Genomic DNA, 26,743 nt, shown 5'->3' on the forward strand with positions numbered 1-26,743 from the left:
CCCATAGCGAATTGGATGCAGGCTTCTGGAAACGAAAAGGCCGCATCAGCGGCCTTTTCGTTGCGACGCTCGCTTACTCGGCGAGTCGCCAGGTGGTGCCACCTTTGCCATCCTCGAGCACCACGCCCAGCGCAGTGATCTGATCACGGATACGGTCGGACTCGGCCCAGTTCTTCTCGGCACGAGCCTGCAGGCGCGCAGCGATCAATGCCTCCACTTCGGCCGCATCGACCTTGCCTTCGGCGCCGGCCTTGAGAAACGCATCCGGCTCCAGTTGCAGCACCCCCAGCAGACCAGCCAGCTGTTTGAGCTGAGCGGCCAGACCAGCAGCGGCCTGCTGGTCGCTTTCGCGCAGGCGGTTGATCTCGCGGATCAACTCGAACAGCACCGCGCAGGCTTCCGGCGAGTTGAAGTCGTCATCCATCGCCGCGCCGAAACGCTCGACGAACGCCTCGCCACCGGCCGGAGCGACGTCGGGCAAGCCTTTGAGACCGTTGTAGAAGCGTTCCAGGGCGCCCTTGGCTTCCTTGAGGCTTTCTTCCGAGTAGTTGATCGGGCTGCGGTAATGGCTGGACACCAACAGGTAGCGGACCACCTCCGGGTGGTACTTCTCCAGCACCTCACGGATGGTGAAGAAGTTGCCCAGGCTCTTGGACATCTTCTCGCCATCCACACGCACCGCGCCAGCGTGCATCCAGGCATTGGCATACTGCTTGCCGGTCGCCGCTTCGCTCTGCGCGATCTCGTTCTCGTGGTGCGGGAAGACCAGGTCCGGGCCGCCGCCGTGGATGTCGAAGGTCTCGCCCAGGCAGCAGGTGGACATTACCGAGCACTCGATGTGCCAGCCCGGCCGGCCGGCGCCCCAGGGCGACGCCCAGCTCGGCTCGCCCGGCTTGACGCCTTTCCACAGGACGAAGTCCAGCGGGTCCTGCTTGATCTCGTCGACCTCGATGCGCGCGCCGATTTTCAGGTCTTCGATCTTCTTGCGCGACAGCTTGCCGTAGCCGACGAACTTGCCGACGCGGTAGTACACGTCACCATTTCCCGGCGCATAGGCATAGCCCTTGTCGATCAGGGTCTGAATCATCTCGTGCATGCCGGCGATATGCCCGGTGGCACGTGGCTCCTGGTCCGGGCGCAAGACCGACAGGCGCGCTTCGTCTTCGTGCATCGCCGCGATCATACGCTCGACCAGCGCCTCGAACGGCTCGCCGTTCTCGTTGGCACGCTTGATGATCTTGTCGTCGATGTCGGTGATATTGCGCACGTAGGTCACGTCATAGCCGCGATGACGCAGCCAGCGGGTGACCACGTCGAACGCGACCATCACCCTGGCATGGCCGATATGGCAGAAGTCGTAGACCGTCATGCCGCACACGTACATGCGCACGTGATTGCCGACCAGCGGCTTGAAGGGCTCTTTGACCTTGCTCAGGGTGTTGTAAATGCTCAGTGCCATTTACTGCCCCCAGGAATCGCGCAGGGTGACGGTGCGGTTGAAGACCAGAGCCTCCGGCTTGGAGTCCTTGGCGTCCAGGCAGAAATAGCCTTCGCGCTCGAACTGGAAGCGATCTTCGACAGCAGCCTGGGCCAGCGACGGCTCGGCGCGGCACCCCTTGAGCACCACCAGGGAGTCGGGGTTGATGTTGTCAAGAAAGCTGCCGCCTTGCTCGCCGTCTTCACCGGCCTTCTCCGGGTTGGCCGAGCGGAACAGGCGGTCATACAGGCGCACCTCGCACTCGACGCTCTCGGCCGCCGGGACCCAGTGGATCACGCCCTTGACCTTGCGGCCTTCCGGGTTCTTGCCCAGGGTGTTTTCGTCGTAGGAGCAGCGCAGCTCGACGATATTGCCGGCGGCATCCTTGATCGCTTCGTCGGCGCGAATCACGTAGCTACCGCGCAGGCGCGCTTCGCCGCCGGGAACCAGGCGCTTGAAGCCGTCCGGCGGGGTTTCTTCGAAGTCGCCGGCGTCGATGTAGATCTCGCGGGAGAACGGCAGCGCGCGGGTGCCGATATCCTGCTTGGGATGGCGCGCCAGTTCCAGGTTCTCGACCTTGCCTTCCGGGTAATTGGTGATCACCACCTTGAGCGGCTTGAGCACGCACATGGCGCGCGACGCGTTGGCGTCCAGGTCTTCGCGGATGGCGAACTCGAGCATGCCGATGTCCACCAGGCCGCCGGCGCGGTTGACGCCGATCATGTCGCAGAAGGTGCGGATCGAAGCCGGCGTGTAACCACGGCGACGGTAGCCCGAGAGCGTCGACATGCGCGGGTCATCCCAGCCATTGACGTGCTTCTCGTCGACCAACTGCTTGAGCTTGCGCTTGCTGGTGATGGTGTAGTTCAGGTTCAGCCGGGCGAACTCGTACTGACGCGGCTGCGCCGGCACCGGCAGATTGGCCAGGAACCATTCGTACAGCGGGCGATGGTCTTCGAACTCCAGGGTGCAGATGGAGTGGGTCACGCCTTCGATGGCATCCGACTGACCGTGGGTGAAGTCGTAGCTCGGGTAGATGCACCACTTGTCACCGGTCTGGTGATGATGGGCGTGGCGGATGCGATAGAGAATCGGGTCGCGCAGGTTCATGTTGCGCGACGCCATGTCGATCTTGGCGCGCAGGGCGCGGGCACCATCCGGGAATTCACCGGCTTTCATGCGTGCGAACAGATCGAGGTTCTCGGCGACCGAGCGCTCGCGGTACGGGCTGTCCTTGCCGGGCGTATTCAGGGTGCCGCGGTATTCGCGGGCCTCGTCCGGCGACAGGTCGTCGACATAGGCCTTGCCCGCCTTGATCAGTTCGACGGCCCAGTCATGCAGCTGGTCGAAGTAATTGGAGGCATAACGCTCCTCGCCGGCCCATTTGAAGCCCAACCACTCAACATCTGCCTTGATGGCATCGATGTATTCCTGATCTTCCTTGGCGGGGTTGGTGTCGTCGAAACGCAGGTTGCACTCGCCACCGAACTCCTCGGCCAGGCCGAAATTCAGGCAGATCGACTTGGCATGGCCGATATGCAGGTAGCCGTTGGGCTCCGGCGGGAAACGGGTGATGATCTTGGCGTGCTTGCCAGCGTCCAGATCAGCCTGAACGAGGGGACGCAGGAAGTTGGCGGCTTTTTCGACGGTGGGCTTGCTCATGGTGTCCTTAGCGCGTGCGGATTGCGGCACAGGGTAGGCCGACTAAAACAAAGCGCTTATCATAGCCCAAGCTGTCAACCCCCTGACAGGCCTTGGTGCCTGCTCCTGACCTTCGGGCGACATAAATGTCCGTACCGAACCGGGAGCAGCCCGCGATTTTCTCGACAGAGCGATAACCACATGATCAAGCTGCACACCAACCACGGCGTCATCACCCTCAACCTGTTCGAAGACAAGGCACCGGAAACCGTCGCCAACTTCAAGGAATACGTGAAGAGCGGCCATTACGACGGCACTGTGTTCCACCGCGTGATCGGCAACTTCATGATCCAGGGTGGCGGTTTCGAACCGGGCATGAAGCAGAAGCCGACCAAGGCGCCGATCAAGAACGAAGCCAACAATGGCCTGAGCAACAAAACCGGTACCGTGGCCATGGCTCGCACCATGGAACCGCATTCGGCGTCCGCGCAGTTCTTCATCAACGTCGCCGACAACACGTTCCTCGACCACAGCGCACAGACCGTACAGGGCTGGGGTTATGCCGTGTTCGGTGAAGTGGTCGAAGGCCTGGAAGTGGTCGAAGCCATCAAGGGCGTCGCCACCACCATGAAATCCGGCCATCAGGATGTTCCGGCTGAAGACGTGATCATCGAGAAGGCCGAGATCGTCGAGTGATCCTGCTGATCTCCGACCTGCATCTTGAAGAGGAGCGCCCGGATATCAGCCGGGCGTTCTTGCATTTCCTCGCCCACCGGGCGCCCCAGGCCGAGGCGCTGTACATCCTTGGCGATTTTTTCGAAGTCTGGATTGGCGACGACGCCATGACCCCCTTTCAGCGCGGCATTGCCCAGGCGCTGCGTCGCTTGAGCGACAGCGGCACGCGGGTCTACCTGATGCACGGCAACCGTGACTTCCTGCTTGGCAAGGCTTTCTGTCGCGAGGCCGGCTGCACGCTGCTCGGCGATCCTCACGAAGTGCGCTTCGCTGGCGAGAAGGTGCTGCTCATGCACGGTGACAGCCTGTGTACCCTGGATGTCGGCTACATGAAGATGCGCCGCCTGCTGCGCAACCCCGTCAGCCTGTTCATCCTGCGCAACCTGCCGTTGAGCACCCGCCACAAGCTGGCGCGCAAGCTACGCTCGGAAAGTCGCTCGCAGACCCGCATGAAGGCCAGCGACATCGTCGACGTCACGCCGGATGAAGTGCAGCGGGTGATGGCGGCCCATGGCGTACGGACACTGATCCACGGCCACACCCACCGCCCTGCCACCCACGACGTGCTGATCGATGGCCAACCGGCACGGCGAATCGTCCTGGGTGACTGGGATAAACAGGGCTGGGCGCTGCAGGTCGATGAAAACGGCTTCAACCAGAGCGCCTTCGCCCTGGATTGAAACGACAGGTAGCCCGGCGTAGAGCGAAGCGATACCCGGGAATGACCTCTCATACCCGGGTGATGCGCAAGACTGATCTACGCCTGCGGGACGCCACTGTGGAAGCGAAACTCCGTATCGGGTGATTCGATGAGCTCCTGCTCGACCGCCCTCACCCGCTCGATGGCCTGATCGACATCCGCCGCATCGCCATATTGATAGGCGAGCTTCAGGTAACCCTGAAAGTGCCGCGCCTCGCTTTTCAACAGGCCGAAGTAGAACTTGCCGAGCTCTTCGTCCAGATGCGGCACGATCGCTTCGAAACGTTCGCAACTGCGTGCCTCGATAAAGGCACCGACCACCAGGGTGTCGACCAGCTTGTACGGCTCGTGATTGCGCGTCACCTTGCGCAGGCCCGAAGCGTAGCGCGCGGCGGAAACCGGACGCAGGCCGATCCTGCGGCGTTTCATGATGCGCAGCACCTGCTCGTGGTGCACCAACTCCTCACGGGCCAGGCGCGACATCATGGTGATCAAATCCGCGTGGCAACTGTACTTGGCGATCAGGCTGAGCGCCGTGCTGGCGGCCTTGAACTCGCAGTTCTTGTGGTCGATCAGCATGATTTCCTGGTTGGCCAGGGCAGCATCGACCCAGGCCCGAGGCGTGCGGCAACCGAGAAATTCATGGATTTCCGGCAGGTTCGGCATGGCGCTGCGGCGGCTGGGCGATGGCTGATCGGGAGCAGTGGCTGGAAACAACACGGGTCTGGGCTCTGGCGGCTGGCTAGTCGATAAGCCGGCCATTATAAGGCCGCCAGAGCGGCGCGTCCTGCCTATCGACCCGCGCAGAGCGTGGATTGGTCGAACGGCTCAGTTTTCCAGCCAAGCCTTCATCTGGTTGATTTCCTGCTCCTGCGCGGCGATGACCTGTTTGGCAAGCTTCAGCACTGCCGGGTCGGAACCGTAAGCCAGTGCGACCTTGGCCATGTCGATGGCGCCCTGATGGTGCGGAATCATCCCGCGCATGAAGTCCTGATCGGCGTCACCGCTCAAATCAACGGCCATGGCACCGTGCATACGATGGTTGACGGCCTCGAACGCGGCCTTGACTTCAGCGCTCCTGCCGGCGTCGACGGTAGCCTCGTATCGCGCCGCGTTAGCGGCCAGCCACTCGTTCATCAGGCCGATCTCCTGATCCTGCGCGGCAATGACCTCGTTGGCCAAGGCACGCACCCTTGCATCGCTGCCGTACTGCAGCGCGACCTTGGACATCTCGATGGCGCCCTGATGATGGGGAATCATGCCGCGCATGAAATCCACGTCGGCACTGCCCGTCAGGGTGACGGCCATCGCCTTGTGCATCCTGTCGTTGATCGCCCGGTAGGCGGCCGTCGAGGCACCGGCATTCGCCGACGCGACCTCGGCCGAGTGTGCGGCATGCCCGCCCGTATGACCATTGGCGGCATCTTGAGCGGCCGCCAGGCCGGCGGTCAGTACGGACGCCCCGGCAAACAGAAGTAAACCCAGCGCTTTGGCTTTCATTGACGGTCCTCGACCATTAATAGGAGCTCAGAACCTACACCTTGCCACGACGGGAAGGTCAAGATGCAGCCCGCCGCCGCCGCTTGCGCCACCGAGCCACGGTCCGAGGCGCACCAAGCCATCTATAGTCAATAGGGCGAGCCACACGCCGAGGAAACCCCATGCAAGCCATCCGCAGCATTCTCGTTGTAATCCAGTCGGATCATCTGGAGGCACTTGCCCTGAAACGCGCCAAGCTGATTGCTGGCGTGACACAGTCTCATCTGCACCTGCTGATTTGCGATGAATCGGGCGAACATCACGGCCACCTGCGGCTGCTCAGCAATGCACTGCAGCAGGATGGCTATAGCGTCAGTACCGAGCAGGCGTGGCATGGCAGCCTGCATGAGACGGTCAGTGTCGTGCAGCAAGCCGAGGGCTGCGGTCTGGTGATCAAGCAGCACATGCCTGACAACCTGCTGAAAAAGGCCCTGCTCACGCCCGATGACTGGAAGTTGCTGCGCTACTGCCCGTGCCCGGTGCTGCTGGTGAAGACTCAGACGCCCTGGATCGGCGGCACGGTATTGGCAGCCGTCGACGTAGGCAATGCCGACAGCGAGCACCGGGCGCTTCACACCCGTATCGTCGACCACGGCTATGACCTCGCCAACCTGGCGAAAGCCGAACTGCACGTGCTCAGCGCCCATCCATCGCCCGTGCTGGCTGCCGCAGACCCAACCTTCCAGTTGCGCGAAACCATCGAGGACGGCTACCGCGAACAGTGCCTCGCGTTCCAGCAGGCCTACGACATCGACGACCAACACCTGCATATCGCCGAAGGCCCGGCCGACGTACTGATCCCCCACTTCGCCCAGCAGTTGCAGGCGGCCGTGACGGTGATCGGCACCGTCGCGCGTACCGGCTTCAGCGGTGCGCTGATCGGCAACACCGCCGAGGTGATCCTCGACAGCCTGGAAAGCGATATTCTGGTGCTCAAGCCCGACAGCATCATCGAGCATCTGGAACAGCGGCTCAGCGAGCGCTGATCACTCGCGAAACGGCTGCCGCGGTTTGCTGCGCAAGGGGTCGAGCAGCGATGACAGGCCGTTGTGATCGATTTCCTGCATCAGCGCCAGCAACTGACCGATCTCGCCCTTCGGGAAGCCCTCACGGGCGAACCAGTTCAGGTAATGCCCGGGCAGATCGGCGATCAGCCGCCCCTTGTATTTGCCGAAGGGCATTTCTCGGCTCACCAGCAATTTCAGGTCTTCGGGTTTCATCACATCGGCCATCGGAGTTGCATGAGCGGGGCATTATGCCGCAACCGCCAGGCGGTTGGGCCGACCGCTCAACTCGGGTAAGCTGCGCGCCGTTCACATCTGCAGGTACTCTCCATGATTATCAAGGCACTGCGCCTCGGCCTAGGCCAACTGATCGTTCTCGGCGACCTCGCCACCCGTCCGGCCAAGATGAAGCGTGCACCTGAAGCACAGGCTGCCGTCGACCAGGCCGCAGGTGATCTGGCGCTCTACCAGTTCAAGGCCTGCCCATTCTGCGTGAAGGTTCGCCGCAAGCTGCACACCCTCAATGTGCCTGTCGCCCTGCGTGACGCCAAGAACGACGCCACCTCGCGCCGCGAACTGGAGAGCCAGGGCGGCAAGATCAAGGTGCCGTGCCTGCGTATCGAGGAAAATGGCCAGAGCACCTGGCTGTATGAATCCAAGGCCATTGCAGCCTATCTGGATCAGCGTTTCGCGGGGTGAAGCGTTCGTAGGGCGCCTCTAGCAGTCCAGGCTTCTTCCAACCCAGGTGGTTCCTGGACGCACCTCAATGCTGATGGCTGCGCCCGACATGGGACACATCCTTCTCGGCATGCAGGTTGTCGCTGGTGCTGAGCTGGCGAATGATCTCGCAGGGCGACGATTGCTGATCCGCCAAGCAACTGTTGCGCAGCTCGACCAGTTGCCCCTGCAACGACTGCAGGCTGGCGATGCGTGCACTGACGTGTTCGATGTGTTCATCGATCAGGGTATTGATGGCTTCGCAGTTTTCCGATGGACGGCCGCGCAGGCTGAGCAGCTCGCGAATTTCGTCGAGGGTCATGTCCAGGGTGCGGCAATTGCGGATGAAGGTCAGCCGTTCGACGTGCTCCGGCCGGTACAGCCGGTAATTACCCTCGCTACGCTGCGGCGCAGGCAGCAGCCCTTGGTGCTCGTAAAATCGAATGGTCTCCACCTGGCACCCGGTGACTGCCGCCAATTCGCCAATTTTCATGATCCGATCCTCGAATGCTTGACCCTATAGTGGCTACAGGGTGTTCACTCCGCAACAGGTTATTCGGAGAAGCACCATGACCAACTGCTGCGATCACGACAACACCCCCAAGCCCGTTCGCCCCCAGGACGCTTGCTGCGCGGGCGACAACACATCGCCTTGCTGCGACTCGGGCAACCCATTGATCACCGCAATCGCTGAGCCCGTGGCCGCCCACACCGGCCCGGCGATGGAGAGCAGTAGCTTGCGCATCGAGCAGATGTGCTGCCCTACGGAGGAAGGTCTGATTCGCGGCAAGCTGCAGCATCTGCCCGAAGTGCACGCCATGCAGTTCAATCTGCTCAACCGCACGCTACTGGTCGAGCACCAGGCGGGCGCGGCCCCCTTGCTGGTCAAGGCCATCGCCAGCCTGGGCATGCAGGCATTGCCGCTGGCAGCACAGACCCGGGTGCGCATCGAGCAGATGGACTGTCCCACCGAGGAGCGCCTGATCACCGACAAGCTCGCCCGTCAGCCCGGTATCGAGGCCCTGCAGTTCAACCTGATGCAGCGGGTGCTGACCATTCGTCATCGTCCGGACGCCCTCGAGCCAGCGCTGCAGGCCATACGTGAACTGGGGTTCACCCCGCAGCCCGAAGGCGATGAAAGCCAGAGCGTAGTTGCCGAGCAACCCCATGATGGCTTGCCGTGGCGACTGATAGTGGCTGGCGTGGCGGCATTCATGGCCGAGCTGGTGCACTTCACCGACACCGCGCCGGAGTGGGTGGTCGCGCTGATCGCGCTGGGTGCGATCCTTACGGCCGGGCTCGATGTCTACAAGAAAGGCTGGATCGCCCTCAAGAATTTCAACCTGAACATCAATGCGCTGATGAGCATCGCCGTGACCGGCGCCGTGCTGATTGGCCAGTGGCCCGAAGCGGCAATGGTCATGGTGCTGTTCGCCATCGCCGAGCGGATCGAGGCGAAATCCCTGGATCGCGCGCGCAATGCCATTCGTGGCCTGATGGCACTGACCCCGGAGCAAGCCACGGTGCGTCAGGCCGACGGCAGCTGGCAGACAATGGACGTCACGCAGGTGGCCATCGGCAGCGTGGTTCGCCTGCGCCCCGGCGAACGCATCGGCCTGGATGGCCAGGTGCTCGATGGGCACTCCACGGTCGACCAGTCACCGATCACCGGGGAGAGCCTGCCCATCGAGAAAAGCGTGGGCGACACCCTGTTCGCCGGCACCATCAACCAGAGTGGCGCGCTGGACTACCAGGTCAGCGCTGCCGCCAGCAACAGCGCCCTGTCACGCATCATCAAGGCCGTGGAAGAAGCCCAGGGCGCGCGGGCACCAACCCAGCGTTTCGTAGACCGTTTCGCACGCATCTACACCCCACTGGTGTTCCTGCTCTCCCTCGCCGTGGCCGTGGTACCGCCGCTACTGCTCAATGGTGACTGGTTCGAGTGGGTCTATCGCGCGCTGGTCCTGCTGGTGGTCGCCTGCCCCTGCGCCCTGGTGATTTCCACGCCAGTGAGCATCGTCAGCGGTCTGGCGGCAGCGGCGCGCAAGGGCATTCTGGTCAAGGGCGGCGTGTACCTGGAGAACGGCCGGCACATCACCCACCTGGCGCTGGACAAGACCGGTACCCTGACCCATGGCAAACCGGTGCAGACCGACTATCAGGCCCTGCAAGGCGATGCCGATGCCTGCCGCAAACTTGCGGCCAGCCTGGCCGCTCGCTCCGATCACCCGGTGTCCCAGGCGGTGGCCAAGGCAGCCGAGGAGCAAGGTATCGCGCTCGACGACGTGCAGGCATTCGAGGCGCTGCCCGGGCGCGGGGTGCGCGGCGTGATCGACGGCCAGCGTTACCAGTTGGGCAACCATCGCCTGCTCGAAGAGCTGGGTCTGTGCTCGCCGGAGATCGAAGCTCGGCTCGACGCACTGGAACGTGAGGGCAAGACGGTGATTCTGCTCAGCGACGATAAACGCGCCCTGGCGCTGTTCGCGGTCGCCGACACGCTCAAGGCCAGTAGCCGTGAAGCTATCGCCACCCTGCATGAAATGGGTATCAAGACCCTGATGCTCACCGGTGACAATCAGCACACCGCCCAGGCCATCGCCGCTCAGGTGGGCATCGATGAAGCACGCGGCGACCTGCTGCCCGCCGACAAGCTGGCCACCGTGGAGGGCCTGCTCGGTCAGAAGGGCGTGGTCGCCATGGTCGGCGACGGCATCAACGACGCCCCTGCCCTGGCCCGCGCCGATGTCGGCTTCGCCATGGCGGCGATCGGCACCGACACGGCCATCGAAACCGCCGACGTGGCGATCATGGACGACGATTTGCGCAAGATCCCCACGTTCATTCGTCTGTCTCAGCAGACGGCCGCGATTCTCAAGCAGAACATCGTGTTGGCGCTGGGTATCAAGGCGGTATTTCTGGGTTTGACCGTGAGCGGCCAAGCCACCATGTGGATGGCGGTGTTCGCCGATGTGGGGGTGAGCTTGCTGGTGGTCTTTAACGGGTTGCGGTTGTTGCGAAAGTAGCAGCGCCCACGTATTCATTGTGGGAGCGCGCCATGCGCGCGACAGCTTCCTGGATGCGGGCTAATGGATTGGGCCGCGTAGGTGAAACCCATAAATAAGGTGATGGGTTTCACCCATCCTACGCGGCTGCCTACTCCACATTTCCCTTGTGGGAGGGCGCCATGCGCCCGATTCGCGGGCATGGCCCGCTCCCACAGGATATTGTCCGCCGCGAGACCACTCAAAACGCAGGATGGACGATGGGTTGCGCCCCCACCCTCCGCAAAGCCGATCAGCCCAGCATGGTCACGTGCTGCGGGTGGCTGGCGACACGATCGAGCCAGGCGTTGACCGCCGGGTAGCCGCTCAGGTCGAAACCGCCCTCGTGAGCCACGTGGGTATAGGCGTACAGGGCGATATCGGCGATGGAGTAGCGGTCACCGACCAGATACGGAGTCTGCTCCAGCTGACGCTCCATGACCCGCAGCGCCTTGTGGCCGCGCACCTGGCACACCTTGTACTCCTCGGCGCGTGCCGCTGGCATGCCTTCGAGCCACTGAATGCGACGAGCCACGGCAATGTAGGGCTCATGGCTGTATTGCTCGAAGAACTGCCATTGCAGCACCTGAGTGCGCAGGCGTGGTTCGGTCTGCAGGAACTCGCTGCCATCGGCGAGGAAATTGAGAATGGCGTTGGACTCCCAGAGGTACGAGCCGTCCTCCAGCTCCAGCACCGGAATCCTGCCATTGGGGTTCTTGGCCAGGAACTCGGGGCTCTGTGTCTCGCCCTTGAAAATATCGATGGGCACCCATTCGAACGGTTTGCCGAGCAGGGTCAGCATCAGCTTGACCTTGTAGCAGTTGCCGGAACGGTAATCGCCATACACCTTGTACATGTTCAAGTCCTCTTGTCCGATAGTCACGCCGCGTTCGCGGCCAGTCCCTGCCGCACCACACCCGCCAGCCGACGCAGCCCTTCCCCCAGGCGTTGCGGTGCCACGTGGCTGAAGTTCAGCCGCAGGTAACCGTGCTCGCGATCCGGGTCGATGAAAAACGGCTCGCCCGGCATGAATGCCACGTTCTGTGCCAGCGCCGCGTCGAGCAGCAGACGGGTGTCCTGGGGCTGCTTGAGGCGCAGCCAGAAGAACAGACCGCCCTGGGGAATCTGCCACTCGGCCAGGTCATTGAAATGTTCGACGAGCGCCGCCTGCATCGCATCACGCCGCAGGCGATAGAAATCCCGCAATTCAGCCAGATGCTCGCTGTAGCGCTCGGTACCCAGCCATTGCAGCGCCTGCCACTGACCTACGCGATTGGTATGCAGATCCGCCGACTGCTTGAGGCGCAGCAAATGCGGGTACAGATCCGCCGTGGCGATCAGGTAACCGACGCGCAGCCCCGGCAACAGGGTCTTGGAGACGGTCCCCGTGTAGATCCAGCTGGCCTTGCGCAGGCGGCTTACGATCGGTGTGGCGCTGCCTGCATCGAACACCAGTTCGCGGTAAGGCTCGTCCTCGATCAGCGTCACCTGGTAACGGTCCAGCAGGGCCGCCACGGCGTCACGTTTGGCCTCGCTGTAGCGCACGGCACTGGGGTTCTGGAACGTCGGAATCAGGTAGGCGAAAGCTGGGCGCTGGCGTTCCAGCTGCTCTTCGAGCGCCTGCAACTGCGGGCCATCGGCCTCCTGCGGCACGGCGATGCAGTCGGCGCCGAACAGCTGGAAGGCCTGCAGCGCAGCCAGGTAGGTTGGCGCCTCAAGCAGCACCTTGGTACCTGGGTCGATGAACAGCTTGCTGGCCAGGTCGAGGGTCTGCTGCGAGCCGCTGACGATCAGCACCTGGCTCGCCTCGCACGGCACGCCCAGGGCACGGGCTTCGGCGGCGATGGCTTCACGCAGCGCCGGCTCCCCCTCGCTCATCCCGTATTGGCCCATGCTGGTAGGCATCTGCGACCAGTCGAGCGTGGGCAGCATCTCTTCGGCAGGCAGGCCACCGGCGAACGACATCACCTCCGGACGCTGGGCAGCAGCGAGAATCTCTCGGATCAGGGAGCTTTTCAGGCGGGTGATGCGTTCGGAGAAGGCCATGGAGGTCACCGGGTGATAAGTCGGGAAAATTGAGTCAAACTGGTTGACCGAAAGTACGACGCCCGAGACATATACGTCAACATGATTGACCTTAAAAATTCAGCCGCTCAGCAAGCGGCCATGGAAGCCTTCTTCTTCGGTTACCAGGCGTTCACCGCCAAGGCCGACGAAATGCTCGCGCGCCGGGGGCTGTCGCGGGTGCACCAGCGCATCCTGTTCTTCATCGCCCGCCATCCCGGCTTGAGCGTCAAGGAGCTGCTCGGCTACCTGGGGGTGAGCAAGCAGGCACTGAGCATTCCCCTGCGCCAGCTGCTGGAGATGCACCTGGCGCAGAGCGTCACCGCCGAAGATGACAAGCGCAAACGCCTGCTCGGCCTTACCGCCGAAGGCGCCAATCTGGAGCGGGCCTTGCGCCGGGAACAGGTAAAGCTGCTGCAGCGTGCTTTCGATGACAGCGGCAAGCACGCGGTCGAGGGCTGGCTGGCGGTGAACAAGGCATTGAGCGGTACAGGTCGCACAGCCGAGTAACCCGGGCGCGACTGTATGGCTGCTTATAGCGGCCTCTGTACCGCGACGAACGCGCCGGCAGCCCCTATCGTGGCAACTCAACCACGAGAATTCGCCATGACACCGGAACTGCTGATCGCCTTCATCGCCTTTGCCTTCGTCACCTCGGTGACACCTGGCCCCAACAACATGATGCTGCTCGCCTCCGGGGTGAACTTCGGCCTGCGCCGCAGCGTGCCGCACATGCTCGGCATCAGCCTCGGCTTCATGGTGCTGGTGATGTGCGTGGGGTTCGGTCTGGGTCAGGTATTCGAGCAGGTACCGGCGCTTTACACCCTGCTGCGCTACCTGGGGGCGGCCTATCTGCTCTACCTGGCCTGGAAGATCGCCGGCTCCGGCGCTCCGGACAGCACGACGGGCGAACGTGGCAAGCCCTTCACCTTTCTTCAGGCCGCCGCTTTTCAGTGGGTCAATCCCAAGGCCTGGGTGATGGCCATCGGCGCCATCACCACCTACACGCCGCAGGAGAACTTCCTGGTCAACGTGCTGCTGATCGCCGGATTGTTCGCGCTGGTCAACTGCCCCAGCGTGGGGCTGTGGACGGTCGCCGGCTCGCTGCTGCGCAACTGGTTGCGCAACCCCCGTGTACTGCGTGCCTTCAACATAGGCATGGCGGTGCTGCTGGTGGCCTCGCTGTACCCGATCTTCGCCGACATGAAAGGAGTGCTGTGATGCTCGAGAGCAGCCATGCGCGCCTGCGTCCGCTGGCCGACACCTCGACCTCCGCCGTGGTGGCCGGCTTCATCGGCATGCTCACGGGCTACACCAGCTCGCTGGTGCTGATGTTCCAGGCGGGCCAGGCTGCCGGGCTCAGCGCCGGGCAGATTTCCTCGTGGATCTGGGCGCTGTCGATCGGCATGGCGGTGACCTGCATCGGTCTGTCCCTGCGCTACCGCGCGCCGATCATGGTCGCCTGGTCGACCCCCGGCGCGGCACTGCTGATCACCAGCCTGCCCGGCGTGCCTTACAGCGAGGCGATTGGCGCCTATATCCTGTGCTCCGCGCTGATTCTGATCTGCGGCCTGACCGGCAGCTTCGACCGCATCATGCGGCGCATCCCCGGCTCCATCGCCGCCGCCCTGCTGGCCGGCGTGCTGTTCAAGATCGCCCTGGAAATCTGCGTGGCCGCCGAGCAGCAACCGTTGCTGGTGATCGCCATGCTGTTCGCCTACCTGCTGGGCAAACGCCTGCTGCCCCGCTACGCCGTACTGGCGGCGCTGCTGGTCGGCTGCGTGCTGGCTGGCACCCTGGGGCTGCTGAATTTCTCCCAGTTCGAGTTGCAACTGGCGACGCCGGAATGGACCACACCCAGCTTCTCCATCGCCGCGGCGATCAGCATCGGCATTCCTTTGTTCATCGTCGCCATGGCCTCGCAGAACCTGCCAGGCATGGCGGTGCTGCGCGCCAACGGCTATGACGTTCCGGCATCGCCACTGCTCAACACCACCAGCCTGGTGTCGATCCTCTTGGCACCGTTCGGCTCCCACGGCATTCACATGGCGGCCATCAGCGCGGCGATCTGCGCTGGCCCCGAGGCCCATGAGGATCCACGCAAGCGTTACACGGCGGCGATCTGGTGCGGGGTGTTCTACGGCATCGCCGGGCTGTTCGGCGCCACCCTCGCCGCCCTGTTCGCTGCACTGCCCAAGGCGCTGATCCTGTCCATCGCCGCCCTGGCACTGTTCGCCTCGATCATCGGCGGCCTGACCCAGGCCATGAGCGAACCCAAGGAACGCGAAGCGGCGCTGATCACCTTTCTCGTCACCGCATCGGGAATGACCCTGTTCGGCGTCGGTTCGGCGTTCTGGGGCATCGTCGCCGGCTTGCTGACTCTGGCGCTGCTCAATGGCGGCAAACGTGTCTGAGCGGCGATGAACATATCGAGGCCCCTGGCATGCCGTTGAGCTTTCACAAGATGCACGCCAATGGCGATGACTTCGTGGTGGTCGACTCACGCAACTCGCTCAACCCGATAACAAGCGCCCTGGCTCGACGCCTGGGCGATCGCAAGCGCGGTATCGGCTTCAATCAACTGGCCGTGATACTCGATTGCGCTGATGCCGACGCACGCCTGACGTTCTGGAACGCCGATGGCTCGATGCTGGATGCCTGTGGTAGCGCGACCCGGGGCGTTGCGGACCTGCTGATGCGCGAGTCGAGCGTCACCAGGCTGGTACTGCGCAGCAACCGGGGCTTGCTGACCTGCGAACGTACCAGCAATGCAGCCATTGCCGTGAGCATGGGGGAGCCGCTGTTCGGCTGGGCGAATATCCCCCTGGCCGAGGAGCACGACACAGTTGCCTTACCGCTCGCCGGCACCCCAGCGGCCTGCAGCATGGGCAATCCGCACTGCACCTATTTCGTCGATGACCTGACAGCGCTGGATATCGCCACACTCGGCCCGGTGCTGGAGATCAACCCACTGTTCCCCAGCAAAACCAATGTGCACTTCGTGCAGATCATCGACCGCAAACGCATCAGGCTGCGCATCTGGGAACGCGGCGGCGGCATTCCCCTCGGCTCGGGGTCCTGCTGCTGCGGCGCCGCGGTCAACGGCATGCGTCGCGGCCTGCTGGACGACACCGTCGATGTCGAATGCGATGGCGGCACGGCGACGGTTCACTGGGATGGCAGCGGCCCGGTATTTCTCACCGGACCGGTAGCGCACAGCTTTTCCGGCGTTATCGCGGATAGCGTATTGTCCACGACCAGCACCGGACTACCTGAACCCGCGACCCGAAGCGCCCGCCTCTAGACACTACGCTCGGCCTCCGTCGCCAGCTGCTTGCCATGGGCCGCATTGACCCACCAGCCGAATGCGGCGGCGGTGAAGAACATGATGATGCTGTACAGCGCCGCGGGAATCGCCATGGTGCTGTTGTTCAGCAATACCGGGCTGAGCGCCAGGGCGATGGCCAGGGTGCCGTTGTGGATGCCGATCTCCATGCCGATGGCGATGGCCTGCCGCAGGCTCAGTTTGAGCAGGCGCGGCACGAAGTAGCCCACCGCCAGGCTCAGCAGATTGAATGCGAGGGCCGCCGCACCGACTACCGGTGCGTAATCGAGCACGGTCTGCCAGTCCTTGACCAGTGCCAGGACGATGATCAGCAGCAGGAACAGCGCCGAGATGATCTTCACCGGGTTTTCCATGCGCAGGGCGAAGCCTGGAAAGCGGCTACGCAGGAACATGCCGATGGCCACCGGCCCCAGTACGATGGCGAAAACCTGCACCACCTTGGCGAACTGCAGCGGAATCGCCTGGTCGCCCTCCATGAAGTAGGCCAGCGACAGGTTGACGATGAAGGGCATGGTCAGCACCGCGACAACCGAGTTCACCGCCGTCAGGGTGATGTTCAGCGCCACGTCGCCATGTGCCAGGTGGCTGTACAGGTTGGCGGAGGTGCCACCAGGCGACGCGGCCAGCAGCATCATGCCCACGGCCAGGGCAGGCGCCAGGCCGAATGCCTGCACCATGAAGAAACAGGCCACCGGTAACAGCAGCAGTTGGCAGAACAGGCCGATCAGCACCGGTTTGGGGTACTTCACCACCCGGGCGAAATCCGCCAGGGTCAGGGACAAGCCCAGGCCGAGCATGATGATGCCCAAAGCCAGGGGAAGAAACACGCTCAGCAAAGGACTTGCAGTCATCGGTACATCTCCGCGGTCTGACTTCCGTGATCCTGATCCACACTGTAGCGGGCAATCGCCGGCCTGCGCATGAGGCGCGGCAGCAAACCCAGCCCCATCAGTTCGATGGATCGACAGACATTCGGCCACTGCGACATCCTTGTCCAATACCCCGGCGAGGATTATCACCACTGCTTATTTCAACGGAGGTTTTCCATGTCCACTCAGCTCAACCGCCAGTTTCTGCTCGCCAAACGCCCGACCGGTATGGTCAGCCGCGATACGTTCGATTACGTGGAAAAACCGGTCGGCGAACCTGGCAGCGGGCAGATCCTGGTCAAGAATCTCTATCTGTCGCTGGATCCGGCCATGCGCGGCTGGATGAACGAAGGCAAGTCCTATATCGCGCCGGTTGGCCTGGGCGATGTGATGCGCGCACTCGGCGTGGGTGAAGTGATTGCCTCCAACCACCCGGACTACGCAGTCGGCGACCACGTCAACGGCGCCCTGGGTGTGCAGGACTACTTCCTCGGCGAGCCGAAGGGCTTCTACAAGGTCGATCCGCAGCGTGCCCCCCTGCCAGTCTACCTGTCGGCCCTCGGCATGACGGGCATGACCGCTTACTTCGCCCTGCTCGACGTCGGCGCGCCGAAGAGCGGCGACACCGTGGTGCTTTCCGGTGCAGCCGGAGCGGTGGGCAGCATTGCCGGGCAGATCGCCAAGCTCAAGGGCTGCCGGGTCATCGGCATCGCCGGTGGCGCGGAAAAATGCGCCTACCTGACCGATGAGCTGGGCTTCGATGCGGCCATCGACTACAAGAGCGAGTCGCTGCCCGAGGCGCTCAAGCGCGAGTGTCCGAAAGGCATCGACGTGTACTTCGACAACGTCGGTGGCGACACCCTCGATGCGGTACTCGGCCGCCTGGCTCCCAAGGCGCGCATCGTCATCTGCGGCGCCATCAGCCAGTACAACAACAAGGAAGCGGTCAAGGGCCCGGCCAACTACCTGTCCCTGCTGGTCAACCGCGCACGCATGGAGGGCTTCGTGGTGATGGATCACGCGGCCAACTTCGCCAGTGCAGCGGCTGAAATCGGCGGTTGGCTGGCCAGCGGCAAGGTCAAGTCGAAGGAGCACGTGGTCGAGGGCCTGGAAACCTTCCCGGAAACCCTGCTCAAGCTTTTCAAAGGGGAAAACTTCGGCAAACTGGTGCTCAAGGTCTGAGCCATTCGGCGAGCGGCCCCCTGCCGCTCGCCGTCAGTGATCACAGACCAAAAAAAGATGGCCATAAGCCAGCAAATGACTTGAGTCGTTGTAGACAGTTCGGGTAGTTTCGCCGCCATGCTGTTCGCCCACCGGGGCAGGCTGATCCTTCACGCCAGGAGCCCTGATGGAACTTGTCTTCACTGTCATAGCGATCGTGCTGGTCGGCACTGCCTATCTGCTGTTACAGCACTTTCGCGGAGGCGCGGCGCAGTGCCGCCGCCCCATCGGCGAGTGGTTGTCCAGCTACCAGGCACGGAGCCCGGTCGAGCAGCACGAAATGGCTGAAATGCTGCTGCGGCGGTCCATACGCCTGGCTGCCAACATGGGCGTGCAGATCAACCTCGACGAACTCCTCGGCAACGGCGCGGAGCCAGCCGACCTGATCGCTGCCTGGCAGGTTCGACTGCCCGGCGTCATACCGGCAGCCTATCTGCCAGGCACCCCGGCGAGCACCGTCGGCGCCCTGCTGTTGATTCAACAGGTCGACCCGTCGCGCTTTCATGAATTGCTCGGGCAATCCGCTGCTGGCTGAAACGAGCCAGCCCCTGCCAATCGCCAACCATAGCGAACGCAGTTCGGATGCGTCGATCCGCCAGATGATCGGCCAGCGGATCGATGATTGCGCAGCAGGTCAGAGGCTGCGCATGAGGATGATCGGCAAGGCAGTGAACAGTGCGGTAACCAGAAGCAGAATCAGCAGCAGATCCAGGCTATAAAAAGTCACGTCATCCTCCAGGCGAGCATACTTGGTGCTCGCATCGGGTTTAACAGCATCTACGGCAAGGTTGTCGTTTGTCGCGCTGCACGGCCGCGCCCGGCCGGCGTCGCTGATGAGCGCCCAGAGCCCTTGCCGATCGCTGCCTCTACACGATAGCTCAGACCTTCGCTCGTGACACGCGGGTGCGGCGGTAGTGCAGAACCCGCGGACCATTGAGGGGGAACTTCTGGGCCCTGAGGCCTACAGAAAACTGTATTGGCTTTTTCAGGGGACCCGAAATGGAACAGTGGAACATCTGGCTCGACCGCGAATTATGGCTCGGCGTCGGCATCGTCGTGATCGCTACTGCACTGATCTACACCGTGCTGTGTACCGTGGTGGGCATCGTGCACAAGCGCCTGACCACCTGGTCGAAAGGCCAGGACGGTAATTGGCAGCACTTCGTCGCGGTGGTGATCGGGCGGACCAGCCGCTTGCTGCTGCTCGCCTTCTCGCTGCTGCTGGCACTGCGCCTGCCGGACCTGCCCGGCAGTTGGCAGGCAGCCCTGAGCCACACCTGGTTCGTTGCCCTCGCCCTGCAGATCGCCTTGTGGGTGGATACCGGCGTACGCCTTTGGGCACGCAGCCTGGTGGTCGGCAAGAACGGGGGCGGCAGTTTCAACCCGGTAATGACCACCATCGTCAGCATCATGGTGCTGATCGTGGTGTGGTCGGTGATGCTGCTGTCGATCCTCGCCAACCTGGGTGTGGACATCACCGCGCTGGTGGCCAGCATGGGGGTTGGCGGTATTGCCATCGCCCTGGCAGTGCAAACGGTGCTGGGCGACATATTCGCCTCGCTGTCGATTGGCGTCGACAAACCGTTCGAGATCGGCGATTTCGTGGTTTTCGGAGAAGTGGCTGGGAGCATCGAGCATATCGGCCTGAAAACCACGCGCATCCGCAGCCTCAGCGGCGAACAGGTGGTGTGCGCCAACGCCGACCTGCTGCGCCAGATCGTGCACAACTACAAGCGCATGGACACGCGGCGCATCGTCTTCAAGTTCGGCGTCAGCTACGACACCCCGAGCGACAAGGTTCGCCAGGTATCGGAGAAGGTCGGCGACATCATCCGTGCGACCCCGAAGGCCAAGTTCGACCGCGCGCACTTTCTCGGCTTCGACGAGAGCCAGCTGACCTTCGAAGTGGTCTACATCGTGCAGAGTTCGGACTACAACCAGTACATGGATATCCAGCAAGAGATCAACCTGCAGCTGCTCGATGCCCTGCGCGAACTGGATGTGCGCTTCGCCCTGCCGCGTCGCGATCTGCGTTTGGTGGGTGAAAAGATGCCGACGCTGAAAGTTGCCGGGTTACCGCAGCACGAACAGCAGGACGATTCGGCCGAGCGCGACCAGCGCCTGCCTCGGTTCAGCTGACGCCAGGCTGGGCGCAGAGCGTGGGGCCGTCCAGTCGAAGGCAACGGCTGCCTATCGGCAGCCCATCATGCGGTTGCAGTTGACCCGCTCACGCTCGCCGTTGGAGCTGGAAAGCCGGCTGACCACGTTCCAGCCGATGCGCCTGCTGGAGCCCACCCACAGCTCGCCATTGCTGGCGACGCCGGTGAACAGCTGCAAGCGGCCATAGGTGGTGCTGGTCTGCGCCCAGGTCTGCCCGCTGATAGCGTCGAAGCCACGCATCAGCGTGTCGTTACCGCGCTGAGCGATACCGTAGTGGTTGCCGAAACGATCCGCGCAATTGAGCAGCGTGGCGCTGCGGGTGCAGCGCATGGCATCGCCGGGCAAGGTGAAGGCGGCCTGCACCGGCACGGCCCAGGACAGGGCCAGCAGGCACCCGGCAGCGAGTTTCAGACGGATCGACACGGGTAGCTCCAGCAGCGTGAATCGCCCCATGCTACCGCACCCTGCATGCTGGCTTGGCGGCTCATGGTTGCGTGCTGTTACGGCTCAAACCGGCCATGTGTCGGGCCAAGCCGAAAGCCGCAGCCAGGCCAATGCCGACCAGCGCCCACCAGAGTAACTGTGGCGGCGCCTGCTCAGCGGGCAGCAGCCGGCCGATCAGTACATTGCCGAACAACGCCGCCAACCCGCCCACACCGGCGAAGAAGCCGTAATAGGCGGCCAGCTGCCCGCGCCGGGCGTAATGAGGCACGTGGGCCGACAGCAGCGGCAGTACCAGCAGGCTGCCGAGGCTAAGCAAAGCGGCCATCAGCAGAACCGCCCAATACGGGCTCAACAGACTGGCGAAAGGTTCGGCCAACAGCGCGTAGCTGACCGCCATCAACGCCAGGCCGAGGCCCATGCCCTGCCCCTCGCTGAGCCAACGCTGGCGTAGCGCGCTGATCGGCATCTGCAGCAGCACGCCAACCAGCGCGGTGATCACGAATACCCGTGTGATCCACGCCTGGCCGCCGCCGTGGGCGTGGCTGTAGGCCGGGATCGCCAGATAAAGCGGATGGAACAACAACGGATAGGCTGCAGCCAACAGGGCGAAGCGCAGGAATGACCACTGCTGGAGCATGTCCAGACACTGGCGCAGCATGGTCACCGGCTCGTCACCGGAAACCAGCTCCTTGCTGGGCAGGAAGCGCCACTGCACCAAGGTCATGAGCAGAAACAGCCCGGCTGCCACACTGCCGGATACCGCGAAATCGATGCCGATCAGCAGCAGGCCTGCCAGCGGCCCGAGCAGCATGCCGGCGGTGCTGGCCATGTTCTGCAGAGCGAATGCGCGCTTGCGCTGCTGCATGTCCTGGCACTCATCGGCCAGGTAGGCCTGGGCACAAGGCGTGAACAGCGCACCGGCAAAGCCGCTGACGCAGGCGGCCAGCAGCAGAACCGCCAGGCTTTCCGAGAAGCCGAGCACGGCAAACCCCACGCAACGCACTAGGCAACCGATGAGAATGGCGCGACGGTAGCCGATGCGGTCACCCAGCAAGCCGCCGAACAGGAACAGCCCCTGCTGGCTGAACACACGGATGCCGAGCACCAGGCCCACCGCCCAACCCGCCAGCCCCAGGCTCTCGCTGAGGTGCCCGGCCAGATACGGCACTAGCATGTAGAAGCCGAAGTTGAACGCCAGGCTGTTGAGCACCAGCACCCGTGCGGCGGGTGACAGGCCGGCGAAGGTACCCAGCACCCGGCTCATGGCTGGCTCATTCGCTCGCACGCTGGACGATCTGTTCCAGACGCTGCCTGGCTCGCGCTGGCAGTTGCGCGGGAATCTGCGCCGCGCTGACCGGCTGATCGCCGACCTGAATGAGCATCACCATGCCCATCGCCAGGTGCGGAATGCACTGGATGCCATAGAGCCCTGCCTCACTGAAAGTCACCTCGATCTCTTCGTTGATCTTGCCCTTGAACGGCTCGGCGCCCTCCGGCAGGAGGCCGGGGATGCTGGCAGCGTTGTGGGTCGGGTGAGTGGCGATGAACGTCACGCTGTCACCGGGGGCGATGGCCAGGAAATCCGGGTCATAGACCATCGAACCGGACTCCCCACGGTTGAGCATTTTCACTTCGTGGGTTTCGGCCAATGCCGGAGCTGTGAACACAAGCGTAGCGAGCAAAGCGAAGAGCGGCGAAAAACGCATGACAAAAGACTCGTCTCAGATAGGTTGAAAGCGCAGTACCCGGGCACCGTCTTCAGGGTCGACCAGGTAGCGGGCGCGTACGCCGAAGGTGTCGCGCAAACGCTCGGTGGTCAGCACCTCGGCCGGTGCCCCCAGCGCCACCAGCCGACCGCGCTCCATCACCCCGAGGCGGTCGCACTCAAGAGCCTGGTTGAGGTCATGCAAGGCGATCAGCGTGGTCACCGGCAGCGTGCGCACCAGATTGAGGATCGACAGCTGGTGCTGGATATCCAGATGGTTGGTGGGTTCGTCGAGTAGCAAGATCTGCGGTTTCTGCGCCAGTGCCCGAGCGATGTGCACGCGCTGGCGTTCACCGCCCGACAGGGTGCTCCAGGCTCGCTCCGGCATTTCGGCCATGTCCACATCCGCCAGTGCCTGAACGACGATCCGTTCGTCCTCCGCCGACCAGGGCTGCAAGGCCGACAGCCAGGGCGTGCGGCCCAGCTCGACGGCATCGCGCACCGTCACCGCGTCACCGGTGTCGGCCTGTTGCTCGACGAATGCCAACTGGCGGGCGACATCCCGGCGACTCAGGCCACCCAGCGGCTTGCCCTGCAGGTGCACCTGGCCGCTGCCCGGCGTGCGGATGCCGGACAGCAGCTTGAGCAAGGTCGACTTGCCCGAGCCATTGGGACCGATCAGGCCGAGCGTCTCGCCCTGACGCAGTTGCAGATCGACGCCGGCGACGATTGCCCTACCCTTCACCGACCAGCCCAGGTCGCTGCACTGCAGCACCGTACTCACCGCGCCCGCCTCCCGCGTACCAGAATCACCGCGAAGGCCGGCGCACCGATCAACGCGGTGACCACACCGATGGGCAGTACCTGGCCCTTGATCACCGTACGCGACAGCACGTCGGCGGCGATCAGGAACACCGCACCAGTCAGGGCCGCGACCGGCACCAGCCGGCCATGCCGCACGCCGACCAGCAGCCGTGCAGCGTGAGGGATCACCAGACCGACGAAGCCGATGGAGCCGACGATCGACACCATCACCGCCGTGACCAGCGCCGCGCAGGCGATCAGCGTGGCCTGTACCCGACGCACCGGCACGCCCAGCGACGCAGCCGATTCGGCACCGAAGGTGAAGGCATCCAGCGCGCGAGTATGCCAGGCCACCAGCAGCACCCCGGCCAGCGCCACGGGCACGGCCAGGGCGACATCGTGCCAGTTGACACCACTGAGGTTGCCGAGCAGCCAGAACATGATGCCCCGGGCCTGCTCGGCGCTGGCCGACTTGGTGATCAGGAACGAGGTCAGCGCGTTGAACAGTTGGGAGCCGGCGATACCGGCAAGAATGATCTGCCCGGTGCCATTCAGCGCGCCGCCACCGGCGGCCCGCGCCAGCAGCGCGACCAGGCTGAAGGCGGCGATCGCACCGATGAAGGCGCCCATGGACAGCGACAGCATGCCTGCGCCGAGCCCCAGCAGCGCCACCGAAACCGCTCCGGTGGAGGCACCGGCGGAAATCCCCAGCAGATAGGGATCGGCCAGCGGATTGCGCAACAGCGCCTGCAGCACCACCCCGGAAACCGCCAACCCGGCGCCGCAGCAGGCGGCCACCAGGGCCCGGGTCAGGCGGTAGTTCCAGACGATTCCCTCGTCGATCGGATCGAGCACGAAGCCCGCCCCGAACAGCTTGTTGGCCAGCACCTGAAAGACCACCGACAGCGTGATGCGGGTTTCACCCAGCGCCACACCGACGACCACCGCCACGGCCAGCAACAGCAGGCAGACGATGGTCAGCAGGAACAGGCGGGAGCCACGGGCAATCATTTCTGCAGATCGAACCCGTCAACGGCCTTGGCCAGGGTTTCGATGCCGGTGATCATTCGCAGCGAAGCCTGCATGCCGTCGGCATCGAGAATCACGATGCGGCCGTTCTTCACCGCATCCATGTGCTTGGCGACCGGGTCATTGCGCAGGAACTCGAGTTTCTTCTCCACGTCGTCAGCCGGGAAACGGCGGCGATCCATGCGCGCAAGCACCAGCACGGTCGGGTTGGCCTTGGCCAGGGTTTCCCAGCCGACGGTTGGCCACTCTTCGCTGGACTCGACCACGTTTTGCAGCCCTAGCGACTTCATCATGTAATCGGCAACGCCTTTCTGACCGGCCATGTAGGGGTCGAGATCCAGGTCGGCGCTGGAGAACCAGAACGCGGCGGAGATCTGCTTCGCCTGGCGCTGCTCGGCATTTGCAACCGCCTTGCCGAGTCGCTCCTGCAGGCTGGCGACCAGCTTGTCGCCCTCAGCCTGCACGTCGAAGATCTGCGCCAGCTGCTGAATGCTCTTGTACAGGCTGTCGATCTGGAACGGCTGCAGGCGAGTACCGTCGGCACCCACCAGATTGTCCTTGCCCTCACAGTCGGACGGCATGATGTAGGTCGGAATCTTCAGCGCGTGAAACTGCTCACGGGTACCGACCACGCCCTGCTTGCCCACCATCCACTCGAACTGCACGGCCACCAGCCCGGGGCGCTTGTTGATCACCGACTCGAAGCTCGGGTCGTTATCGGCCAGGCGCTCGACCTTGGCATTCTGCGCCTCGAACTCGGGCAGGACGTTGCTGAACCACAGCGAGGTACCCACCAGACGGTCGCCAAGCCCGAGGGAATAGAGAATTTCGGTGCCGGCCTGACCGATGGTCACGGCGCTCTTCGGCGCATCGGCGAAGCTCAGCTCATGGCCGCAGTTCTCGAGGGTCAGGGGGTAACGAGTCGGGGTGGCGGCCAGCGCCATCGAAGACAGGCCAAGGGTGGCGGCCAGAACGGCAAAACGAGACACGGTCATGCGGGTGATCTCCCAATCAACAGATACGCATAAATGGCAGTGCGCAGGCTGGAGAACACATCACGCCAAGCGGCCATGGCCGCACCTGTCCATCAGGAAGGTGATTACGGATGCCCCCTCCCGGACACCCCGCCGGCTGGTTCGATTGCAGTGTCCAAACACAGCTGGATTGCAGCTGATCGGACCGATGCCGGCAGGTCTCCTGACTGGTACGTCGCGGCAGCGCTGTGGCCTTCCCGGGTTCGCCCCCAGTGACACGAATGCAGCGCTGCTCGGTACCTACAGTTGCGGGGGCAGTTCCGTTTGGCCATCAGAAATGGCGACGGATTCCCTATTAATTCCTCGCGGAAACCGGCGGGCGGCATCTTAAACGATTAGGTCGCTGCCCTGCAGCGCTTCGCTGCAGTTTCTGCGCATTCATCTCGACATACCGAAGCCGTTGCAGCACCTGTGCGGCTAATGCTGGCGACCATTATTGTTATAATATAACAATTTAGCAAGTCGAGTTGAGTGCTCGCTTCAGCTCCTGATCGAAAGATCCATGGAGCCGATCGACACCGTGGTGGAAAAATTCGGATTCAGGCTTGAAATGAGAACCAAAATCAACAAGACTTGATATTGTTACCTTATAACGTATTTATTGGAGTGCTCATGAAACCTGGTATCCACCCCGACTACCGCCCCGTGCTGTTTCACGATGTCTCGGCCGACACCTATTGGCTGATCGGTTCCACCGTCAGCACCGACAAGACCCGCGAGCACAGCGACGGCAACACCTATCCCTACGTCACGCTCGATATCTCCAGCGCGTCGCACCCGATCTACACCGGCCAGCAGCGCCAGACGGCAAGCGAAGGTCGGGTGGCCGGCTTCAACAAACGCTTCGCCGGTTTCGCAGGAGCCCGCTCATGAAAGTCGTCGCCTCGCTGAAACAGGCCAAACTGCGCCACCGCGATTGCCAGATCGTCAAGCGCCGGGGTCGCATCTACGTGATCTGCAAGACCGAACCACGCTTCAAGTGCGTGCAAGGCCGGCCCAAACCGCAGCGCAAGAACAAGGGCTAAGCGCCTGCATCAGCCTCTCGGCGCGGCGCGTTCACAGCCGTCTCTCCAGGTCTGTGGCGCGACAACCATTCGCCCGCAAGCGGGCTCCTACAGTATCGAGGCGCCTGCGAAATGGTTGGGGCGAAGCCATTGCGGTAGGAGCGCCGCCCTCGGCGCGAATGCGATGCTAGCCGTTCTCTGCATCCGCG

At 63.3% G+C, this 26,743-nt stretch carries 29 protein-coding genes and 1 riboswitch; of the genes, 14 read left to right on the plus strand and 15 right to left on the minus strand.

All coding sequences use genetic code 11. The features are described 5' to 3' along the window. Window positions 1-73: 73 nt before the first annotated feature. Window positions 74-1,459, minus strand: a complete 1,386-nt coding sequence (cysS, locus tag FHR27_RS07510; protein ID WP_042552571.1) for a cysteine--tRNA ligase — start codon at window positions 1,457-1,459, stop codon at window positions 74-76. Continuing rightward, window positions 1,460-3,139 carry a glutamine--tRNA ligase/YqeY domain fusion protein gene (locus FHR27_RS07515; RefSeq protein WP_179538201.1) on the minus strand — a complete coding sequence of 560 codons (1,680 nt, stop codon included), beginning with the start codon at window positions 3,137-3,139 and terminating at the stop codon, window positions 1,460-1,462. Window positions 3,140-3,319: 180 nt separating this feature from the next. Between FHR27_RS07515 and FHR27_RS07520 the strand changes: the two genes are divergently transcribed. Then, window positions 3,320-3,814, plus strand: coding sequence for a peptidylprolyl isomerase (locus tag FHR27_RS07520; RefSeq protein ID WP_179538202.1), 495 nt, complete (start codon window positions 3,320-3,322; stop codon window positions 3,812-3,814). After that, window positions 3,811-4,533, plus strand: a complete 723-nt coding sequence (gene lpxH / locus FHR27_RS07525) for a UDP-2,3-diacylglucosamine diphosphatase (RefSeq protein ID WP_042552568.1) — start codon at window positions 3,811-3,813, stop codon at window positions 4,531-4,533. Before FHR27_RS07520 ends, lpxH begins: the two co-directional genes overlap by 4 nt. Window positions 4,534-4,610: 77 nt before the next feature. On the opposite strand, the gene FHR27_RS07530 is transcribed toward lpxH, so the two are convergent. Both FHR27_RS07530 and copM read right to left on the minus strand, forming a co-directional pair. After that, a complete protein-coding gene (locus FHR27_RS07530; protein ID WP_042552674.1) occupies window positions 4,611-5,219 on the minus strand; it encodes a tRNA-(ms[2]io[6]A)-hydroxylase in 609 nt (202 codons plus the stop codon). Between the two features lie 162 nt (window positions 5,220-5,381). Next, window positions 5,382-6,053 carry a CopM family metallochaperone gene (copM, locus tag FHR27_RS07535; protein ID WP_179538203.1) on the minus strand — a complete coding sequence of 224 codons (672 nt, stop codon included), beginning with the start codon at window positions 6,051-6,053 and terminating at the stop codon, window positions 5,382-5,384. Window positions 6,054-6,214: 161 nt separating this feature from the next. Here copM and FHR27_RS07540 point away from each other — a divergent pair, with 161 nt between their 5' ends. After that, window positions 6,215-7,078 (plus strand): universal stress protein, encoded by an 864-nt coding sequence (locus FHR27_RS07540; protein WP_179538204.1) that lies wholly within the window; start codon window positions 6,215-6,217, stop codon window positions 7,076-7,078. Here FHR27_RS07540 and FHR27_RS07545 read toward each other — a convergent pair whose 3' ends face one another. Next, window positions 7,079-7,312: a DUF3820 family protein gene (locus FHR27_RS07545; RefSeq protein ID WP_042552673.1), complete on the minus strand. Its 234-nt coding sequence runs from the start codon at window positions 7,310-7,312 to the stop codon at window positions 7,079-7,081. A gap of 114 nt (window positions 7,313-7,426) precedes the next feature. Here FHR27_RS07545 and FHR27_RS07550 point away from each other — a divergent pair, with 114 nt between their 5' ends. Beyond that, window positions 7,427-7,795, plus strand: a complete 369-nt coding sequence (locus FHR27_RS07550) for a glutathione S-transferase N-terminal domain-containing protein (RefSeq protein WP_042552565.1) — start codon at window positions 7,427-7,429, stop codon at window positions 7,793-7,795. 64 nt (window positions 7,796-7,859) lie between these two features. On the opposite strand, the gene cadR is transcribed toward FHR27_RS07550, so the two are convergent. Continuing rightward, on the minus strand, window positions 7,860-8,306 hold the full coding sequence (gene cadR, locus FHR27_RS07555; protein ID WP_042552564.1) for a Cd(II)/Pb(II)-responsive transcriptional regulator: 447 nt from the start codon (window positions 8,304-8,306) through the stop codon (window positions 7,860-7,862). A gap of 415 nt (window positions 8,307-8,721) precedes the next feature. On the opposite strand from cadR, the gene FHR27_RS07560 reads away from it, so the two are divergent. Continuing rightward, the gene (locus tag FHR27_RS07560; RefSeq protein ID WP_257027054.1) at window positions 8,722-10,836 is read left to right on the plus strand and encodes a heavy metal translocating P-type ATPase; all 2,115 of its coding nucleotides are present in this window, start codon (window positions 8,722-8,724) and stop codon (window positions 10,834-10,836) included. Window positions 10,837-11,107: 271 nt separating this feature from the next. Here FHR27_RS07560 and FHR27_RS07565 read toward each other — a convergent pair whose 3' ends face one another. Together FHR27_RS07565 and FHR27_RS07570 are read right to left on the minus strand one after the other, a co-directional pair. Continuing rightward, complete coding sequence (locus FHR27_RS07565) at window positions 11,108-11,710, minus strand: glutathione S-transferase family protein (protein WP_042552563.1); 603 nt, start codon at window positions 11,708-11,710, stop codon at window positions 11,108-11,110. A gap of 23 nt (window positions 11,711-11,733) precedes the next feature. Beyond that, a complete protein-coding gene (locus FHR27_RS07570; RefSeq protein WP_042552562.1) occupies window positions 11,734-12,900 on the minus strand; it encodes an aminotransferase-like domain-containing protein in 1,167 nt (388 codons plus the stop codon). An 81-nt stretch (window positions 12,901-12,981) separates the two neighbouring features. On the opposite strand from FHR27_RS07570, the gene FHR27_RS07575 reads away from it, so the two are divergent. The 4 genes from FHR27_RS07575 (at window position 12,982) to dapF (ending at window position 16,222) form a co-directional block, all read left to right on the plus strand. Continuing rightward, a complete protein-coding gene (locus tag FHR27_RS07575; RefSeq protein WP_042552561.1) occupies window positions 12,982-13,428 on the plus strand; it encodes a MarR family winged helix-turn-helix transcriptional regulator in 447 nt (148 codons plus the stop codon). A gap of 96 nt (window positions 13,429-13,524) precedes the next feature. After that, window positions 13,525-14,139 (plus strand): LysE family translocator, encoded by a 615-nt coding sequence (locus tag FHR27_RS07580; protein ID WP_042552560.1) that lies wholly within the window; start codon window positions 13,525-13,527, stop codon window positions 14,137-14,139. Beyond that, the gene (locus FHR27_RS07585) at window positions 14,139-15,332 is read left to right on the plus strand and encodes a benzoate/H(+) symporter BenE family transporter (protein ID WP_042552559.1); all 1,194 of its coding nucleotides are present in this window, start codon (window positions 14,139-14,141) and stop codon (window positions 15,330-15,332) included. Before FHR27_RS07580 ends, FHR27_RS07585 begins: the two co-directional genes overlap by 1 nt. 29 nt (window positions 15,333-15,361) lie before the next feature. Further along, complete coding sequence (dapF, locus tag FHR27_RS07590) at window positions 15,362-16,222, plus strand: diaminopimelate epimerase (RefSeq protein WP_179538205.1); 861 nt, start codon at window positions 15,362-15,364, stop codon at window positions 16,220-16,222. On the opposite strand, the gene FHR27_RS07595 is transcribed toward dapF, so the two are convergent. After that, the gene (locus FHR27_RS07595) at window positions 16,219-17,115 is read right to left on the minus strand and encodes a bile acid:sodium symporter family protein (RefSeq protein ID WP_179538206.1); all 897 of its coding nucleotides are present in this window, start codon (window positions 17,113-17,115) and stop codon (window positions 16,219-16,221) included. The genes dapF and FHR27_RS07595 overlap by 4 nt on opposite strands. A 195-nt stretch (window positions 17,116-17,310) precedes the next feature. On the opposite strand from FHR27_RS07595, the gene FHR27_RS07600 reads away from it, so the two are divergent. From FHR27_RS07600 to FHR27_RS07610, 3 genes are all read left to right on the plus strand, one after another. Next, window positions 17,311-18,315: an NADP-dependent oxidoreductase gene (locus FHR27_RS07600; protein WP_042552556.1), complete on the plus strand. Its 1,005-nt coding sequence runs from the start codon at window positions 17,311-17,313 to the stop codon at window positions 18,313-18,315. A gap of 166 nt (window positions 18,316-18,481) precedes the next feature. Next, a complete protein-coding gene (locus FHR27_RS07605; protein ID WP_179538207.1) occupies window positions 18,482-18,889 on the plus strand; it encodes a hypothetical protein in 408 nt (135 codons plus the stop codon). Window positions 18,890-19,353: 464 nt separating this feature from the next. After that, on the plus strand, window positions 19,354-20,493 hold the full coding sequence (locus tag FHR27_RS07610; protein WP_179538208.1) for a mechanosensitive ion channel family protein: 1,140 nt from the start codon (window positions 19,354-19,356) through the stop codon (window positions 20,491-20,493). A 51-nt stretch (window positions 20,494-20,544) separates the two neighbouring features. Here the strand turns inward: FHR27_RS07610 and FHR27_RS07615 are convergent, their stop codons facing one another. From FHR27_RS07615 to FHR27_RS07640, 6 genes are all read right to left on the minus strand, one after another. After that, complete coding sequence (locus FHR27_RS07615) at window positions 20,545-20,931, minus strand: hypothetical protein (RefSeq protein WP_373565146.1); 387 nt, start codon at window positions 20,929-20,931, stop codon at window positions 20,545-20,547. Window positions 20,932-20,998: 67 nt separating this feature from the next. Further along, window positions 20,999-22,222 (minus strand): MFS transporter, encoded by a 1,224-nt coding sequence (locus tag FHR27_RS07620; protein WP_179538209.1) that lies wholly within the window; start codon window positions 22,220-22,222, stop codon window positions 20,999-21,001. A gap of 7 nt (window positions 22,223-22,229) precedes the next feature. Beyond that, window positions 22,230-22,664, minus strand: a complete 435-nt coding sequence (locus tag FHR27_RS07625) for a pseudoazurin (RefSeq protein ID WP_179538210.1) — start codon at window positions 22,662-22,664, stop codon at window positions 22,230-22,232. Window positions 22,665-22,679: 15 nt separating this feature from the next. After that, window positions 22,680-23,447, minus strand: coding sequence for an ABC transporter ATP-binding protein (locus tag FHR27_RS07630; protein WP_042552550.1), 768 nt, complete (start codon window positions 23,445-23,447; stop codon window positions 22,680-22,682). Next, window positions 23,444-24,478, minus strand: coding sequence for a FecCD family ABC transporter permease (locus tag FHR27_RS07635; protein WP_179538211.1), 1,035 nt, complete (start codon window positions 24,476-24,478; stop codon window positions 23,444-23,446). Before FHR27_RS07635 ends, FHR27_RS07630 begins: the two co-directional genes overlap by 4 nt. Beyond that, window positions 24,475-25,491: an ABC transporter substrate-binding protein gene (locus tag FHR27_RS07640; RefSeq protein ID WP_179538212.1), complete on the minus strand. Its 1,017-nt coding sequence runs from the start codon at window positions 25,489-25,491 to the stop codon at window positions 24,475-24,477. The genes FHR27_RS07635 and FHR27_RS07640 overlap by 4 nt, the downstream gene beginning before the upstream one ends. Window positions 25,492-25,666: 175 nt before the next feature. Beyond that, a riboswitch (cobalamin riboswitch) is annotated at window positions 25,667-25,862 on the minus strand. Between the two features lie 280 nt (window positions 25,863-26,142). Between FHR27_RS07640 and FHR27_RS07645 the strand changes: the two genes are divergently transcribed. Together FHR27_RS07645 and ykgO are read left to right on the plus strand one after the other, a co-directional pair. Next, window positions 26,143-26,403, plus strand: coding sequence for a type B 50S ribosomal protein L31 (locus tag FHR27_RS07645; RefSeq protein ID WP_042552547.1), 261 nt, complete (start codon window positions 26,143-26,145; stop codon window positions 26,401-26,403). After that, window positions 26,400-26,555, plus strand: coding sequence for a type B 50S ribosomal protein L36 (gene ykgO / locus FHR27_RS07650; RefSeq protein WP_042552546.1), 156 nt, complete (start codon window positions 26,400-26,402; stop codon window positions 26,553-26,555). The genes FHR27_RS07645 and ykgO overlap by 4 nt, the downstream gene beginning before the upstream one ends. The last annotated feature ends 188 nt before the right edge of the window (window positions 26,556-26,743 follow it).

Origin of the sequence: Pseudomonas flavescens, from assembly GCF_013408425.1 — a bacterium.
Classification (GTDB): Bacteria; Pseudomonadota; Gammaproteobacteria; order Pseudomonadales; family Pseudomonadaceae; genus Aquipseudomonas; species Aquipseudomonas fulva_A.

Coding starts and splice junctions, on each gene's coding strand:
- FHR27_RS07595 (WP_179538206.1), bottom strand. CDS start 17,115: ATGACTGCAAGTCCTTTGCTGAGCGTGTTTCTTCCCCTGGCTTTGGGC.
- FHR27_RS07560 (WP_257027054.1), top strand. CDS start 8,722: ATGCAGGCATTGCCGCTGGCAGCACAGACCCGGGTGCGCATCGAGCAG.
- FHR27_RS07515 (WP_179538201.1), bottom strand. CDS start 3,139: ATGAGCAAGCCCACCGTCGAAAAAGCCGCCAACTTCCTGCGTCCCCTC.
- dapF (WP_179538205.1), top strand. CDS start 15,362: ATGCCGTTGAGCTTTCACAAGATGCACGCCAATGGCGATGACTTCGTG.
- FHR27_RS07645 (WP_042552547.1), top strand. CDS start 26,143: ATGAAACCTGGTATCCACCCCGACTACCGCCCCGTGCTGTTTCACGAT.
- FHR27_RS07585 (WP_042552559.1), top strand. CDS start 14,139: ATGCTCGAGAGCAGCCATGCGCGCCTGCGTCCGCTGGCCGACACCTCG.
- cadR (WP_042552564.1), bottom strand. CDS start 8,306: ATGAAAATTGGCGAATTGGCGGCAGTCACCGGGTGCCAGGTGGAGACC.
- FHR27_RS07570 (WP_042552562.1), bottom strand. CDS start 12,900: ATGGCCTTCTCCGAACGCATCACCCGCCTGAAAAGCTCCCTGATCCGA.
- FHR27_RS07575 (WP_042552561.1), top strand. CDS start 12,982: ATGATTGACCTTAAAAATTCAGCCGCTCAGCAAGCGGCCATGGAAGCC.
- FHR27_RS07530 (WP_042552674.1), bottom strand. CDS start 5,219: ATGCCGAACCTGCCGGAAATCCATGAATTTCTCGGTTGCCGCACGCCT.
- FHR27_RS07545 (WP_042552673.1), bottom strand. CDS start 7,312: ATGAAACCCGAAGACCTGAAATTGCTGGTGAGCCGAGAAATGCCCTTC.
- FHR27_RS07565 (WP_042552563.1), bottom strand. CDS start 11,710: ATGTACAAGGTGTATGGCGATTACCGTTCCGGCAACTGCTACAAGGTC.
- FHR27_RS07600 (WP_042552556.1), top strand. CDS start 17,311: ATGTCCACTCAGCTCAACCGCCAGTTTCTGCTCGCCAAACGCCCGACC.
- FHR27_RS07520 (WP_179538202.1), top strand. CDS start 3,320: ATGATCAAGCTGCACACCAACCACGGCGTCATCACCCTCAACCTGTTC.
- FHR27_RS07550 (WP_042552565.1), top strand. CDS start 7,427: ATGATTATCAAGGCACTGCGCCTCGGCCTAGGCCAACTGATCGTTCTC.
- copM (WP_179538203.1), bottom strand. CDS start 6,053: ATGAAAGCCAAAGCGCTGGGTTTACTTCTGTTTGCCGGGGCGTCCGTA.
- FHR27_RS07640 (WP_179538212.1), bottom strand. CDS start 25,491: ATGACCGTGTCTCGTTTTGCCGTTCTGGCCGCCACCCTTGGCCTGTCT.
- FHR27_RS07620 (WP_179538209.1), bottom strand. CDS start 22,222: ATGAGCCGGGTGCTGGGTACCTTCGCCGGCCTGTCACCCGCCGCACGG.
- FHR27_RS07605 (WP_179538207.1), top strand. CDS start 18,482: ATGGAACTTGTCTTCACTGTCATAGCGATCGTGCTGGTCGGCACTGCC.
- FHR27_RS07540 (WP_179538204.1), top strand. CDS start 6,215: ATGCAAGCCATCCGCAGCATTCTCGTTGTAATCCAGTCGGATCATCTG.
- FHR27_RS07635 (WP_179538211.1), bottom strand. CDS start 24,478: ATGATTGCCCGTGGCTCCCGCCTGTTCCTGCTGACCATCGTCTGCCTG.
- FHR27_RS07625 (WP_179538210.1), bottom strand. CDS start 22,664: ATGCGTTTTTCGCCGCTCTTCGCTTTGCTCGCTACGCTTGTGTTCACA.
- FHR27_RS07610 (WP_179538208.1), top strand. CDS start 19,354: ATGGAACAGTGGAACATCTGGCTCGACCGCGAATTATGGCTCGGCGTC.
- cysS (WP_042552571.1), bottom strand. CDS start 1,459: ATGGCACTGAGCATTTACAACACCCTGAGCAAGGTCAAAGAGCCCTTC.
- FHR27_RS07580 (WP_042552560.1), top strand. CDS start 13,525: ATGACACCGGAACTGCTGATCGCCTTCATCGCCTTTGCCTTCGTCACC.
- ykgO (WP_042552546.1), top strand. CDS start 26,400: ATGAAAGTCGTCGCCTCGCTGAAACAGGCCAAACTGCGCCACCGCGAT.